The organism is Pseudomonas sp. RL (assembly GCF_000647775.1).
Lineage (GTDB): Bacteria > Pseudomonadota > Gammaproteobacteria > Pseudomonadales > Pseudomonadaceae > Serpens > Serpens flexibilis.
Genome location: NZ_JBOY01000016.1, coordinates 1 through 14693 on the forward strand (window position 1 = coordinate 1; position 14693 = coordinate 14693).

Below are 14693 nucleotides of genomic sequence, written 5' to 3' on the forward strand. Positions count from 1 at the left end.
TCCCGCGCCTTCGCAACACGCAGAACAAAGGGGGGGACGGATTTCCGTCCCCCCCTTTGTTTTGTCCTTGATCACCTCAACGGGCGTTGGCCAGGTACTTGCCCAGCGTCGAATCGGCCAGTGCGGCCGGATTGGCGGCCTGCCACAGCTTGCGCTCGATGCCTTGAGCGATCAGGTGGGCGACCGCCGCTTCGATGGCCGACAGCACACAGAGCTGCGCAGGCTCGTTGATGGTGTAACCGGCCTCTGCTTCGAGCAGCTCCTTCAGTTCGATGAACTTGAACACGCCAGCGCTGCGCGCCACCGAGTAGATCGTCTTGCTGGTCATGACATTGGCCAACACTTGTCCGCTGCGCACATCCACCGCCCGCAGGCTCACAGATACCTGGTCCACCCGGTACTCGTTCGACACGCCGATGCCCAGGTAACGGGCGCCCTCGCCGCCCGTGCGCACATTGCTGTCGAAGGCGACGATGCCGCCCTCCAGCACGATGTTGGCTGCCTGCAGCGGCGGCAACTCGGCGAGGATGTTGGCCGGCGTGCCATCCTTCTGCTGCGAGGCGCGGATGATCTTGCGCTCGGTCAGCAGGTTCTGCAGACCCTCGCGCTCCAGCACCATGAACCAGCCGCTGGCCTGCAAAGCATCCATCAGCATGCTGGCCGCGCCCTGGGTGACGCTGGTGGAAAAGGAACTGGCCGGAGACGGCTTGTATTGCCCGGTCTGGTCACGGAACCCGTAGACCGCCGTGACGACCAATCCCCTCGGCTTGGGCATGTTGACCAGGTCATGGTAGGTCGATGCTCGGGGGGTCAGTGTGGGTATTTCCGCATCGTGCTCGGCCGGCATCGGCTCACGCAACGAACAGCCCTGCAACAGCGCGCCGGCCAATGCCACCGCTAGTAAGGTTCTCATGCCACATCCCTGTTTCATGGATCAGTTCGGCGTCCAGCCGCTGAGTACGATCTCCGACACCTCGCCGGTGACGCGGTCGGTCACCAGAATGCTGAGGATTCCGGAGTTCGCGTTGTCCTGGATCTCGATGATGAAGGCACTGGTGGTCAGGGTGCCGGTCTGGCCGCTCTCGATGTTGGTCATCAGCTGCGACAGCAGCCGCGATTCCAGCTGGCTGGTGAAACGTTCCAGCGCAGTGGTACCGGTATAGCCCGCGCCCAGCCCGGACCCCGGGGCGGAGTGGTCGTTCTGTGCCTGGGCATTGCCCAGCAGCCAGCCGCCATTCAGCGGGTTGCCCCCGAACGACGGGTTGATCGGCGTATAGACCAGCTCACTGGCCTGAACGCTTGCGAGCAGGCCGCTACAGGCCAGCCCCAGCGCGGCGAACCGCGCGCTCCACTGCCCTCTCATAACTCGTCTCGCTCCATGTCCGTGGTGTCCTGCAGGAGGATTTCCAGTCGTCTTCGGATGACCGTTTCCTTGACCTGATCGGCTGCCGCGTAGGCCACCGTTTGCAGCTGCGCGGTGTTGGGCGCCAGGAAGCTACGGTAGACGGTGCGCTGCTCGTACTCCACCCAGATCAGGCTGCCCCAGCGCGCCGAAGGTCGTTCGCGCACCACCAGATTGAAGTCCAGGCGGCTGGTATCTCGCAGCCGCTCGGTGAAATACCGGTAGAACTGGTGGCCGATGTGGCTGATCGTGTGGTCGACGATGAAACCATTGAGCTCGTCGTCCAGGTTGCCGGGCCGGACCGGGCTCGCGGGCAGCAGCAGCAACAGGCACAGAAGGGTTCGGGCAAATAAGGGCGATACGCGGGCGAAGTCCATGTCGGCGATCAGCATCCTGCTGCGCGGCGGCGGCCGTGGGGAAGGCAGTGCGAACTTTAGTCGATGCCGTTGCGGCCTGCGCCTCCGCACAGAAAAGCGTGACGCGCGTCACGCCCCGCTCTGTGGACCGATTCTGGCGGCCGCAAAAAAGAACCCCGCCGGCGGCGGGGTTCTTATCTCGGAGCTCGAAGGCGGGTCAGCCAACGAAGCTGAGCAGCACCCCTGCGGCCACGGCGGAGCCGATGACACCGGCCACGTTGGGCCCCATGGCGTGCATGAGCAGGAAGTTCTGCGAGTTGGCCTCAAGCCCGACCTTGTTCGACACCCGGGCCGCCATTGGCACCGCCGAGACACCCGCCGAACCGATCAGCGGGTTGATCTGGTTGGTGCTGAAGCGGTTCATGATCTTGGCCATGATGATCCCCGCGGCGGTACCGGCCGAGAACGCCACCATGCCCAGCGCCAGGATGCCCAGGGTCTTCATCTGCAGGAAGGCCTCGGCGGACAGCTTGGAGCCGACGGTCAAGCCCAGCGCGATGGTGATGATGTTGATCAGCGCGTTACGCGAGGTATCGGCCAGGCGATCCACCACACCGCATTCGCGCAGCAGGTTGCCGAAGGCAAACATGCCGATCAGCGGCGCGGCATCCGGCAGCAGCATGCCGACCAGCAGGCACAGCAGCAGCGGGAAGACGATCTTCTCCACCTGGCTGACATGCCGCAGCTGGGTCATGACGATGGCGCGCTCTTCCGGTGTGGTCAGCGCACGCATGATCGGCGGCTGGATCAGCGGCACCAGGGCCATGTAGGAGTATGCAGCCACGGCGATCGGACCGAGCAGGTCCGGCGCCAGCTTGGAGGTGACGAAGATCGAGGTCGGACCATCGGCGCCACCAATGATGGCGATCGACGCGGCTTCCTTGAGGGTGAACTCCAGGCCGGGGATGCCGCTGGCGGTCAGCGCCAGGGCGCCCAGCAGCGTGCCGAAGATGCCGAACTGCGCGGCGGCGCCGAGCAGCAGCGTCTTGGGGTTGGCCAGCATCGGACCGAAATCGGTCATGGCGCCGACGCCCATGAAGATCAGCAGCGGGAACACGCTGGTCGGCAGACCCACCTCGTAGAACAGGTGCAGGATGCCGGCGCCCTCGGCCATGTTGGCCACCGGGATGTTGGCCAGGATGCCGCCGAAGCCGATGGGAATCAGCAGCAAGGGTTCGAAACCCTTGCGGATCGCCAGGTAGATCAGACCGATGCAGACCAGCATCATCAGCGCCTGACCGGCCTCCAGATGATACAGGCCGGTGCTCTGCCAGAGCGTGAGCAACTTTTCCATGGAACGCTCCTTAGGCGATGCTCAGCAGGGGATGGCCAACCGCGACCGCGTCGCCGACCTTCACCTCGACGGTGGAGACGGTGCCGGCCTTGAAGGCGCGGATCTCGGTTTCCATCTTCATGGCCTCGAGGATCACCACCAGGTCGCCTTCCTGTACCAATTGGCCGGGCTGTACCAGGACCTTGAAGATGTTGCCGGCCAGCGGCGCGGGCTGCGGCTCGCCGGACGCCGGCACGGCGGCGGACGCGGCGGCCGTCGGCGAAGCGGCGCCATTGAGCGGCTTGATACCCTCGATGTCACCGCCATCGCTGACCTGCACCACGAACGACTTGCCATTGACGTCCACGGTGTAGACCTCCGGCTTGCCCGCCTCGCGGGGCGCCGCTTCCCGGCCGTTCGGCGCCGGCTCGAAGGCCGCCGGGTTGCCACGGTTCTCCAGGAACTTCAGGCCGATCTGCGGGAACAGCGCATAGGTCAGCACGTCATCGATCTCGTCGGCGGCCAGGCGAATGCCCTTCTCGCGGGCGATGCCCTTGAGCTCGGCGGTCAGCTTGTCCATCTCGGCCTCGAGCAGGTCGGCCGGGCGGCAGGTGATCGCTTCACCACCATCCAGCACCCGGGCCTGCAGTTCGGCGTTGAACGGCGCCGGCGCCGCGCCGTACTCGCCCTTGAGCACGCCGGCGGTTTCCTTGGTGATCGACTTGTAGCGCTCGCCGGTGAGCACGTTGATCACCGCCTGGGTACCGACGATCTGCGAGGTGGGGGTGACCAGCGGGATGAAGCCCAGGTCCTCGCGCACGCGCGGGATCTCGTCCAGCACCTGGTCGAACTTGTCCAGCGCGCCCTGCTCCTTGAGCTGGCTTTCCATGTTGGTCAGCATGCCGCCGGGCACCTGGGCGACCAGGATGCGCGAGTCGACGCCGCGCAGGGTGCCTTCGAACTTCGCGTACTTCTTGCGCACCTCGCGGAAGTAGGCGGCCACTTCTTCGAGCAGTTCCAGGTTCAGGCCGGTGTCGCGCTCGGTGCCCTGGAAGATCGCCACCACCGACTCGGTCGGCGAATGGCCGTAGGTCATGGACAGCGAGGAGATGGCGGTGTCGACGTTGTCGATGCCGGCTTCCACGGCCTTGAGGATGGCGGCGGTGGACAGCCCGGCGGTGGCGTGGCACTGCATGTGCACCGGAATGGCCAGGCTGGCCTTCAGACGCGAGACCAGCTCGTAGGCCTGGTACGGGGTGAGGATGCCGGCCATGTCCTTGATGGCCACCGAGTCGGCGCCCATGTCTTCGATCTGCTTGGCCAGGTCGACCCACATGTCCAGGGTGTGCACCGGGCTGGTGGTGTAGGAAATGGTGCCCTGGGCGTGCTTGCCCTGGCGCTTCACAGCGCGCAGCGCGGTGTCCAGGTTGCGCGGGTCGTTCATCGCGTCGAACACGCGGAACACGTCCACGCCGTTGATCGCGGCGCGCTCGACGAACTTCTCCACCACGTCATCGGCGTAGTGGCGGTAGCCGAGGAGGTTCTGGCCACGCAGCAGCATCTGCTGGCGGGTGTTGGGCATCGCCTTCTTCAGCTCGCGGATGCGCTCCCAGGGGTCCTCGCCCAGGTAGCGGATGCAGGCGTCGAAGGTCGCGCCACCCCAGCTTTCCACCGACCAGAAACCTACCTGGTCGAGTTTGGGCGCGATGGGCAGCATGTCTTCCAGGCGCACGCGGGTGGCGAGGATGGACTGGTGGGCGTCACGCAGCACCACATCGGTAATGCCGAGCGGCTTCTTGTTCGAAACGGTCATGGGGATTTCCCTTTCCTGGGTCAGGCGCGGCGCGCGCGGTGAAGGTGAATCGCGGCCCGGATGGCGGCCAGGGTGTCTGCATCGGCCGGCGCAGGCGTGGCAACCTGCTGGGTCGGCGTGGCCGGCGGCTCGCTGACGAAGCGGCCGGTCAGGAAGGTCATCAGGCGAATGCAGAAGATCAGCAGAATCAGGAAGACGAAGACCGAACCCATGCCGAATAGCATGAGTTCAACACCTTCGAGCAGAAGTTGGCTGGTTTGCATGCAACTCTCCGAAGGACGCCCTTGTGGAGCGCCAGCATTATTGTTGTCTATGGCTCTTGGCTTTATTCAGCGCGCCTACGGCGGGCGGCCGGCTGCGCACGCTACCGACCCCGCAGGAAGCGAGTCAATGATTATCGCCGGGGAAAATGCACCGAACGCAGTCTTTTGGTCTACCGAACGGAAGGCGTGTGCAGCCCCCGCAAAGGACGAAAGGCCCCGGATGACGTCGTCTGGCCAGCATCCGCTCCGCCAGGCGCCCCATCCGCCGCGACGACGGGTCGCAGGGGATTGTCGCGGCTGCGCCGCCAGACTGGGTCCACCGGCCGCAAACGATCGACCCCGCCCATGACCCTCGACGATATCGACTTCGCCGCCCTCTACCGCGAGCACCTGCGCCAGGCCGGCCGCACGCCCAAGCCGGCCAGCGACTGGGATCGCCGCGCCGGCGAACTGAACCGCAGCAGCCAGGCCTCGCGCTACGCCAGCGACTTCATCGGCCGCATGAACCTGGACGGCGCCCGCACGCTGCTGGACATCGGCTGCGGGCCGGGCACCCTGGCGCTGCCGCTGGCCGCGCGGCTGGAGCGGGTGTACGGCCTGGACTTCAGCGCCGGCATGCTCGCCTGCCTGGCCCAGAACGCCCAAGAGCAGGGCCTGGGCAATGTGCAGGGCATCCAGCGCGCCTGGGAAGAGGACTGGAGCGACGTGCCAGTGTGCGACATCGTGGTGGCGTCGCGCTCGGGGCTGGTCGAAGACCTGGCCGACGCCCTGGACAAGATGAACCGCCACGGCCGGCTGCGCGCCTACATGACCCAACTGGTCGGTGGCGCCTTCAGCGAGCCGGAAATCGCCGCCCTGCTCGGCCGCCAGCCCCGGCGCCTGCCGGATTACCTGTACACCGTCAGCCTGCTGCACCAGCGCGACATCCACCCGCGCCTGGACTACCTGGAAACCCGCAACCGCCTGGGCGGCACCCGCAACTTCGAGGAATTCGCCCAGCGCGTGGCCTGGGCCTTCGGGCCGATCGACGCCGACCAGCGCGCCGAATTGCATCGCTGGTACCAGGTCGACCCGGAGCGCGCCCGCAGCGGCGGTACGCCGATGCGCTGGGCGTTTATCAGTTGGGATATTCCATCGAGGCGCTGAGCCGGAGCGCCGCCAGGTAACGGTAGGGCGAACGGCGTTTTTCCCGGTCGCCGCATCGGTGCGCACCGATGCCTCGTCTCGGCGGACAAGGCATTGCCTTGCCCGCCCTACGAGTCACCAGCCCTGTAGGGCGGACAGCGCTTTCCTGTCCGCCGACTGGCCCCAGCCCGTAGCCGCGCACGGCGGACAAGAACGACGTTGTCCGCCCTACGAATCTGGCCGGGATAAACCCGGCCCCACACAGGTTCCGCCGTCCGCCGAGCCGCACGGACCGGTAGCCCTGTAGGGCGGACAGCGCTTTCCTGTCCGCCGACTGGCCCCGGCCGTAGCCGCGCACGGCGGACAAGAACGACGTTGTCCGCCCTACGGGTTCCGCACGCAACTCACGCTTCCACCAGCGCCCACTGCTTGCTCAGGCGCTTGTCCGACACCGGCATCTTCGTGCCCAGTTGCTGGGCCCACAGTGAGACGCGGTATTCCTCCAGCATCCAGCGGTAAGCCACTAATTCAGGGTCGCGCTTGCCTTCCTGCAGGTGCTTCTTCAGGCGCGCCTGGTACTGCTCCCAGTAGCCGGCCAGCTCGCCGCTCCACACCCGGTCGCGCTGCAGCTGCGCGCCAATCTTGTCGAAGCGCTGCTCGATGGCCTTGAGGTAACGGGGATATTCGCGCAGCCATTCGCCCGGCGTCTCGCGCACGAAGCCGGGGTAGATGAGGTTGCCCAGCTGCGCCTTGATGTCGTTGAGCGCCACCGCCTGGGCCAGGTCGATGCGACCCTTGAAGCGTTTCTGCAGGGCGTGCCAGTGCTTGAGGATCTCCAGCACCAGCCGCGACAGACGCTCGGCGTGCTCGGTCCAGGCGCCGCGCTTGTGCTCAGCCAGCGAGGCCAGCGCGGCACCGTCACGCGGCAAGGGCTCGACGCCGTCGAGGATGCAGCTGTCCAGGCTGGCCAGCAGGATGTCCTCGGTCAGCGCCTCGACGCGGCCCAGGTCGCGATACAGCAGGCCCATGTCGGTCAGGCCCGGCAGCTTGCCGCGCAGGAATTTCGCCTGTTCGCTGAGCTGCTGAAGCAGCAGGCGCTGTAGCGCGCGGCGATGCTGGAACTCGGCCTCGGCCTGGGTCGGGAAGCGCCCCTCCTTGACCACCCCGCCCTCTTCCACCAGCGCCGGGTAGACGGTCATGGCCAGGCCGGCGACCTTCTGCTGGGTCTTCTCGGCCACCGGGGCGAAACCCTTGGCTTCCACCGGCTTCTGCTGTTCGGCGTTCTGCGCCGGCAGCGCCAGCGCCGCCTGGCTGGCTTCGCTGAAACGCGCGGTGATTTCCGCCAGGTCGCGGCCTTCGCCGAGAAACTTGCCGCGCGCGTCCACCACTTCGATGTTCATGCGCAGGTGGCTTTCCACCTTCTCGCCGGCCTCGGCCCAGGCTTCCTCCGGCACCCGGGCGCCGGTCATGCGCTGCAGCTCGCGGCCCAGCGCCTCGGGCAGCGAGCCTTCGGCGAAGGGCAGCTTGGCCAGCGCGGCGCGCACGAAATCCGGCACCGGCACGAAGTTCTTGCGCATCGCCTTGGGCAGGTTGCGCACCAGCTCGATGGCGCGGGCTTCCAGGAGGCCCGGCACCAGCCATTCCAGGCGCTCGGCCGGCAACTGCGGCAACAGCGGCGCCGGCACGCGCAGGGTCACGCCGTCGCGCGGGTGACCGGGCTCGAAGTGGTAGGTCAGCGGCAATTGCAGCTCGCCCAGGCGCAGGTGATCCGGATACTGGGCGGCGGTGATCTCGCTGGCATCGCGCGCCAGCACGTCCTCCTCGCGCATCAGCAGCAGCTGCGGGTTTTTCTGGCTCTCGCGCTTGTACCAGCTCTCGAAGCTGGCGGCCTGGTAGATGTCCTGCGGCAGGCGCGCGTCGTAGTAGGCGAACAGCGTGTCCTCGTTGGCGAGGATGTCGCGGCGCCGCGCCTTGGCCTCCAGCTCGTCGAGCAGCTCCAGCAGGTCGCGATTTTCGCTCAGGCACTTGGCGCGGCTGTTGATCTCGCCGCGCACCAGCCCCTCGCGGATGAACAGCTCGCGGGCCGCCGGCGGGTCGATGGGACCGTAGTGCACCGGGCGCTTGCCGACCACGATCAGGCCGAACAGGGTGATCTGCTCGAAGGCCACCACCTGGCCGCGCTTCTTCTCCCAGTGCGGCTCGAAGTGGTTCTTCTTGATCAGGTGCCCGGCCAGCGGCTCGATCCAGTCCGGCTCGATCTTCGCCACCATGCGCGCGAACAGCTTGGTGGTCTCCACCAGCTCGGCGGCCATCACCCACTGCGGCTTCTTGCGGCCGATGACGCTGGAGGGGTGAATCCAGAAGCGCCGCTGGCGGGCGCCGAGGAAATCGCCGTCCTCGGTCTTGCTGCCGATGTGGCTGAGCAGGCCGGACAGAATCGCCTGGTGCACGGCGGCGTAGCCCTTGGCGCGCTGCGCGGCGGCCTGGGCTTCGGCCTGCTCCTTGAGCTTGGCGTTGAGCTTGGTATCGGTGGTGGGGGTGATGCGCGGTGCGGGCGTGTCGGCGGCCAGGACCACGCTGTCCGCCCTACGGGGCTGGCTCAGCTGCAGGTCACGGCAGATCAGTACCAGCTGCCGATGCGCATCGCGCCACTCGCGCAGGCGCAGGTAGTTGAGGAAGTTCTTGCGGCACCAGCTGCGCAGCGCGTTGGCGCCCAGCTCCTGGCGCTTTTCCTCGAAGCCGCGCCACAGGTTGATCAGCGCGGCGAAGTCGGAATCCGGGTCCTTCCACTGGGCATGGGCCTGGTCGGCGGCCTGCTGGCGGTCGGCCGGGCGTTCGCGCACATCCTGCACGGACAGCGCGCTGGCCACGATCAGCACCTCGTCGAGGCTGCCCAGGCGCGCGGCTTCCAGCAGCATGCGGCCCAGGCGCGGGTCGATGGGGATGCGCGCCAGTTGGCGACCCAGGGCGCTGATGCGGCCTTCGCGGTCCACCGCCGACAGTTCCTGCAGCAGGTTGAAACCGTCGCTGATCGCCTTGCCGTCCGGCGGTTCGATGAAGGGGAAATCCGCGATGTCGCCCAGGCGCAGGTGCAGCATCTGCAGGATCACCGCCGCCAGGTTGGTGCGCAAGATCTCCGGATCGGTGAATTCCGGCCGACCGAGGAAATCCTCTTCGCTGTACAGGCGGATGCAGATGCCCGGCTCGACGCGTCCGCAGCGGCCCTTGCGCTGGTTGGCGCTGGCCTGCGACACCGCCTCGATGGGCAGGCGCTGCACCTTGGAGCGATAGCTGTAGCGGCTGATCCGCGCGGTGCCGGAGTCGATCACGTAGCGGATGCCCGGCACGGTCAACGAGGTTTCCGCCACGTTGGTGGCCAGCACGATCTTGCGCCCGGCGGCGGGCTTGAAGATCTTCTGCTGCTCGGCCGGGGTCAACCGCGCATACAGCGGCAGCACCTCGGTCAGACGCAGATTGGCCTTGCGCAGCACCTCGGCGGCGTCGCGAATCTCGCGCTCGCCGGGCAGGAACACCAGTACGTCGCCGGGGCGCTTGCCGACGCTCTTCTCGTGGACCTCGATCTCGGCCAGTGCGGCGAGGATGCCCTGATCAACTGTCAGGTCGTCCTCGACCCGGTTGCCATCCTCGTCGGTCTCGGCGGCCAGCGGGCGGTACCAGGTTTCCACCGGGTAGGTGCGCCCGGAGACTTCGATGATCGGCGCGTTATCGAAATGCTTGCTGAAGCGCTCCAGGTCGATGGTCGCCGAGGTGATGATGACCTTCAGGTCCGGGCGGCGCGGCAGCAGCTTCTTCAGGTAGCCGAGCAGGAAATCGATGTTCAGCGAGCGCTCGTGGGCCTCGTCGACGATCAGCGTGTCGTACTTTTCCAGGAAGCGATCGTGCTGGGTTTCCGCCAGCAGGATGCCGTCGGTCATCAGCTTGATCAGGGTGCGCTCGGTGCTCTGGTCCTCGAAGCGCACCTGGTAGCCGACCAGCTCACCCAGCGGCGCGGCCAGCTCCTCGGCGACCCGGGTGGCCACGCTGCGCGCCGCCAGCCGGCGCGGCTGGGTATGGCCGATCAGGCCGTTCACGCCCCGGCCGATCTCCAGGCAGATCTTCGGCAACTGGGTGGTCTTGCCCGAACCGGTCTCGCCGGCGATCACCAGCACCTGATGCTTCTCCAGCGCGGCCTTGATCTCGTCGCGCTTGGCGGCAATCGGCAGCGCATCGTCGTAACGAATGGCCGGCACGCTCGCGCGGCGCGCCTGCACCTTGGCGCAACTGGCCTGGAAGCGCTCCAGCCACTGGGCCAGGCGGGCGTCGTCGGGCTTCTTCTGCAGGTCCTGCAGTTGGCGGCGCAGGCGATGGCGATCGGCGGAAAACGCCTGATCGAGATTGTTCAGCAGGGTGGCAATGGCAGGCAGGGCGTCGGTCATCGAGCAGTCGCGGGCAAATCGGAAAGGGCGCGATTGTGGCAGATTTTCCGCCCCCGGGCGCGGCACAGGCGGCGTGCAGCGGTTACCCTAGCCGGCAGTCGACGATCTGGGCGAGCAGCGATGGACAATCCCCTGAGTGAACTGAGCTGGCGCGAGCGCCTGTACGTGGTGATCTTCTTCACCAACACCCCGGAAGGTCGGCGTTTCGATGCCTGGCTGCTGGTGACTATCCTGGCCAGCCTGCTGGTGGTGATGCTCGACAGCATCCCCTCGGTCAATGCCGAAGCGGGCCTGCCGCTGCTGGCGCTGGAATGGCTGTTCACCCTGCTATTCATGGTCGAGTACGGAGTGCGCGTCTACTGCCATCCGGAACCGCGCAAGTACATCTTCAGCTTCTATGGGGTGGTCGACCTGCTGTCGTTCCTGCCCAGTTTCCTGGCCCTGCTGGTGCCCGGCAGCCAATACCTGATCGTGGTGCGCGTGCTGCGCCTGCTGCGGGTGTTCCGGATTCTCAAACTGACCCCTTACCTGAGCCAGGCCAACTTCCTGCTGGTGGCGCTGCGCGGCAGCCGGCAGAAGATCATCGTGTTCCTGCTCACGGTGAGCACCCTGGTGGTGATCTTCGGCACGCTGATGTACGTGATCGAGGGCCCGGAAAACGGCTTCACCAGCATACCCACCAGCGTGTACTGGGCGGTGGTGACGCTGACCACTGTCGGCTACGGCGACATGGTGCCGCACACCGGACTGGGCAAGACGCTGGCCACCCTGATCATGGTCACCGGCTACTCGATCATCGCCGTGCCCACCGGCATCTTCACCGCCGAACTGGCCAACGCCATGCGCCAGGACAGCCTGCTCCACGACTGCCCGACCTGCCACAAGGACCACCACGAACCCCAGGCAGCGTTCTGCAGCCGCTGCGGGGAGAAGCTGTTCACGAAGACGACCGAGGAGCCAGCGTAGGAGGGACAACGCTGGCGCCGTCGCGCGCAGCGGCGGCCGGAACAACGCCGACCGCCCTACCGGAGAGCCGCAGCATGTAGGGTGGTCAACGCAACGCGTTGGCCACCGTGGGCGGCCAACCGTTCAAAGCTCGAACTCGCTCTGCAGCGCCGCGCGCACGCAGTGCAGCACGCCGACCGGCACGCGCCCCTTGAACTGTTCGGCGATCTCGGCCACCGGCGGCAGTTCGCCCTCGCCGTCGAGGAAGGCGTCCTGCACTTCCATCATCAGTTCCTCAGGCAGGTCCAGGGCCTGATCCAGCGACAGCTGCTGGTTGCCGATGGCTTCGGCGAGCAGGCTGTAGACGTTCTTTTCGGTGCAGTTGAGCTGGCTGGCGATCTGCGCCGGGGTCATGCCGGCGCGGGCCAGGCTGACCAGTTCGTGGCGCAGGTCGGTGACGATGCGTGGCGCCTCGCCCTGGGCGCCGCCGCCGAGCACCTCGAGGAACGCCTCGCCATAGCGCTCCAGCTTGCGCGCGCCGACGCCGCTGACCCGGCCCATGTCGCTGAGCGTGCGCGGCTGGCTGCGCAGCATTTCCAGCAGCGTGGCGTCGGGGAAGATCACGTAGGGCGGCACGCCGTGTTCCTCGGCCAGCTTGCGGCGCAGACTGCGCAGGGCTTCCCAGGTGTCGCGTTCCTCGGCGCGCACCAGCTGGCTGGCCGGGCTCGGCCCGCCGCTCTGCTTGGGTTGCTTGCCGATCAGCTCACGACGCAGCTCCAGGGTGACCTCGCCGCGCAGCAGCGGGCGACATTTGTCGGTCAGGCGCAGGCCGCCGAAGGCATCCAGGTCCACATCGGCCAGGCCGCGGGCGACCAGTTGGCGGAACAGCGTGCGCCAGTCGCCTTCCGACAGCGCCTTGCCGACGCCGTACACCGACAGGTGCTGATGGCCGAACTGACGAATCTTGTCGTTGTCCCGACCGAGCAGGATGTCTACCAGATGGCCGACGCCATAGCGCTGGCCGCTGCGGTAGATGGTCGACAGCGCCTGGCGCGCCGGCTCGGTCACGTCCCAGGTCTGCACGCCGTCGACGCAGTTGTCGCAATGCCCGCAGGGCTGCGGCAGCTCCTCGTCGAAATAGGCCAGCAGCGCCTGGCGCCGACAGCGGGTTTCCTCGCACAGCGCCAGCATGGCTTCCAGCTTGTGCTGTTCGACGCGCTTGTGCTGCTCGTCGCCCTCGGAATTGCTGAGCATCTGCTTGAGGAAGATCACGTCCTGCAGGCCGTAGGCCATCCAGGCATCCGCCGGCAGGCCGTCGCGGCCGGCGCGGCCGGTTTCCTGGTAGTAGGCTTCCAGGCTCTTGGGCAGGTCCAGGTGCGCCACGAAGCGCACGTTGGGCTTGTCGATGCCCATGCCGAAGGCGATGGTCGCCACCATGATCAGCCCTTCCTCGTTGAGGAAGCGCTTCTGGTGATAGGCGCGCAGATCGCTGGGCAGGCCGGCATGGTAGGGCAGCGCCGGAAAGCCCTGCTCGGTGAGGAAGGCCGCCAGTTCATCGACCTTCTTGCGCGACATGCAGTAGACGATGCCGGCATCGCCCTTGCGCTCGGCCAGGAAGGCCAGCAGCTGCTTGCGCGGCTGATCCTTGGGCACGATGCGGTAGAAGATGTTCGGCCGGTCGAAGCTGGACAGGAAGCGCTCGGCGTTCTCCAGCTTGAGGCGCTGGACGATCTCCTCGCGGGTGCGCTTGTCCGCCGTGGCGGTCAGGGCGATGCGCGGCACGCCGGGGAACAGCTCGGCCAGTTGGCCCAGCTGCAGGTACTCCGGGCGGAAGTCGTGGCCCCACTGGGACACGCAATGCGCCTCGTCGATGGCGAACAGCGCGATCGGCAGGCGCTGCAGGAACGCCAGCATGCGCGGCTGCACCAGGCGTTCGGGGGCCAGGTACAGCGCCTTGATCTCCTGGCGGCGCAGGCGTTCGGCGATCTCGCGCTGCTCGTCGGCACTCAGCGTGGAGTTGAGCGCCACGGCCGACACGCCCAGTTCGTCGAGGGTCGCGACCTGGTCGTCCATCAGTGCGATCAGCGGCGACACCACCACCGCCAGGCCGTCGCGCAGCAGCGCCGGCACCTGATAGCAGAGCGATTTGCCGCCACCGGTGGGCATCAGCACCAGGGCATCGCCGCCGCCGGCCACCCGCTCGATGATGGCGGCCTGATTGCCACGAAAGGCGTCGTAGCCGAATACGTCTTTGAGGATGCGCTGGGCTTGGTCGAGCATGCCGGTCTCCGAAACAGGCGGCGAAGTATACGCGAGCCTCGCGTCGGCGGCGTCCCGCCGCGCGACGGATCGGCGCGCCGCTGCGCATGCCGGTAGCCCTGCCCTCCCCACTCGACTAGAATTCGTCGCTATCCATCCGCCAAGGTAGTGCCCGTATGTCGTTTGCCGAACAATTGACCCGTCTGCAGGAGTTCCTCGATTCCGATGACCTGCACGAGGAAGCGCTGGACTACGTGGCCGCCCATGGCTATCTGACTGCCCTGTGCGTCTCGCCTGAACCGGTCGAGGAGCGCGAGTGGATCGACGCGCTGTTCGCCGAGCCGCCGCACTACCAGGACGAGGCTCAGCGCCAGGACATCGAACAGGCCCTGGTGCAGCTCAAGGCGCGCATCGCCCAGCAGCTGGCCAGCGACGAGGACATGGAACTGCCCTGCGATCTGGACCTGGGCGACGAGCCGGACCTGTCCGACCTGCGCGGCTGGTGCATCGGCTTCATGGAAGGCGTGTTCCTGCGCGAGGCCGCCTGGTTCGAGAACGCCGAGGATGAAGTCAGCGAGCTGCTGCTGCCGATCATGGTCGGTTCCGGCCTGTTCGAGGAGCAGCCGGAGTTCGACGAGATCGCCGCCGACCGCGACCTGGTCGACAGCATGATCGAGCAGATCCCGGAGGTGCTCACCGCCCTCTACCTGCTGTTCCAGGCCCCGGAAGAGAAGCCCTCGCTGCTCAAGCCGCGCCACTGA

The 14693-nt window shown here is 66.9% G+C and carries 11 protein-coding genes; 3 read left to right on the forward strand and 8 right to left on the reverse strand.

Annotated elements, in window-relative coordinates:
- Positions 1-76: 76 nt before the first annotated feature.
- The 6 genes from AS93_RS0103840 to AS93_RS0103865 all read right to left on the reverse strand — a co-directional run bounded on the left by AS93_RS0103840 (position 77) and on the right by AS93_RS0103865 (position 5167).
- Entirely contained in the window at positions 77-913 is an 837-nt protein-coding gene (locus AS93_RS0103840; RefSeq protein ID WP_027589369.1) for a CsgG/HfaB family protein, read from the reverse strand.
- A 21-nt stretch (positions 914-934) separates the two neighbouring features.
- The gene (locus tag AS93_RS0103845; RefSeq protein ID WP_027589370.1) at positions 935-1363 is read right to left on the reverse strand and encodes a curli assembly protein CsgF; all 429 of its coding nucleotides are present in this window, start codon (positions 1361-1363) and stop codon (positions 935-937) included.
- Positions 1360-1794, reverse strand: coding sequence for a curli production assembly/transport protein CsgE (gene csgE, locus AS93_RS0103850; protein WP_256214682.1), 435 nt, complete (start codon positions 1792-1794; stop codon positions 1360-1362). Before csgE ends, AS93_RS0103845 begins: the two co-directional genes overlap by 4 nt.
- A 181-nt stretch (positions 1795-1975) precedes the next feature.
- Positions 1976-3112, reverse strand: coding sequence for a sodium ion-translocating decarboxylase subunit beta (locus AS93_RS0103855; RefSeq protein WP_027589372.1), 1137 nt, complete (start codon positions 3110-3112; stop codon positions 1976-1978).
- A 10-nt stretch (positions 3113-3122) separates the two neighbouring features.
- Complete coding sequence (gene oadA, locus AS93_RS0103860; protein ID WP_027589373.1) at positions 3123-4904, reverse strand: sodium-extruding oxaloacetate decarboxylase subunit alpha; 1782 nt, start codon at positions 4902-4904, stop codon at positions 3123-3125.
- Positions 4905-4924: 20 nt separating this feature from the next.
- Complete coding sequence (locus AS93_RS0103865; protein ID WP_027589374.1) at positions 4925-5167, reverse strand: OadG family transporter subunit; 243 nt, start codon at positions 5165-5167, stop codon at positions 4925-4927.
- Between the two features lie 345 nt (positions 5168-5512).
- Between AS93_RS0103865 and AS93_RS0103870 the strand changes: the two genes are divergently transcribed.
- Positions 5513-6313 carry a class I SAM-dependent methyltransferase gene (locus AS93_RS0103870; protein WP_027589375.1) on the forward strand — a complete coding sequence of 267 codons (801 nt, stop codon included), beginning with the start codon at positions 5513-5515 and terminating at the stop codon, positions 6311-6313.
- Positions 6314-6696: 383 nt separating this feature from the next.
- Here AS93_RS0103870 and hrpA read toward each other — a convergent pair whose 3' ends face one another.
- Positions 6697-10728, reverse strand: coding sequence for an ATP-dependent RNA helicase HrpA (gene hrpA / locus AS93_RS0103875; RefSeq protein ID WP_027589376.1), 4032 nt, complete (start codon positions 10726-10728; stop codon positions 6697-6699).
- Between the two features lie 120 nt (positions 10729-10848).
- On the opposite strand from hrpA, the gene AS93_RS0103880 reads away from it, so the two are divergent.
- The gene (locus tag AS93_RS0103880) at positions 10849-11694 is read left to right on the forward strand and encodes an ion transporter (RefSeq protein WP_027589377.1); all 846 of its coding nucleotides are present in this window, start codon (positions 10849-10851) and stop codon (positions 11692-11694) included.
- A gap of 123 nt (positions 11695-11817) precedes the next feature.
- Here the strand turns inward: AS93_RS0103880 and recQ are convergent, their stop codons facing one another.
- Positions 11818-13953: a DNA helicase RecQ gene (gene recQ / locus AS93_RS0103885; RefSeq protein WP_027589378.1), complete on the reverse strand. Its 2136-nt coding sequence runs from the start codon at positions 13951-13953 to the stop codon at positions 11818-11820.
- A 155-nt stretch (positions 13954-14108) separates the two neighbouring features.
- On the opposite strand from recQ, the gene AS93_RS0103890 reads away from it, so the two are divergent.
- Entirely contained in the window at positions 14109-14693 is a 585-nt protein-coding gene (locus tag AS93_RS0103890; protein ID WP_027589379.1) for a YecA family protein, read from the forward strand.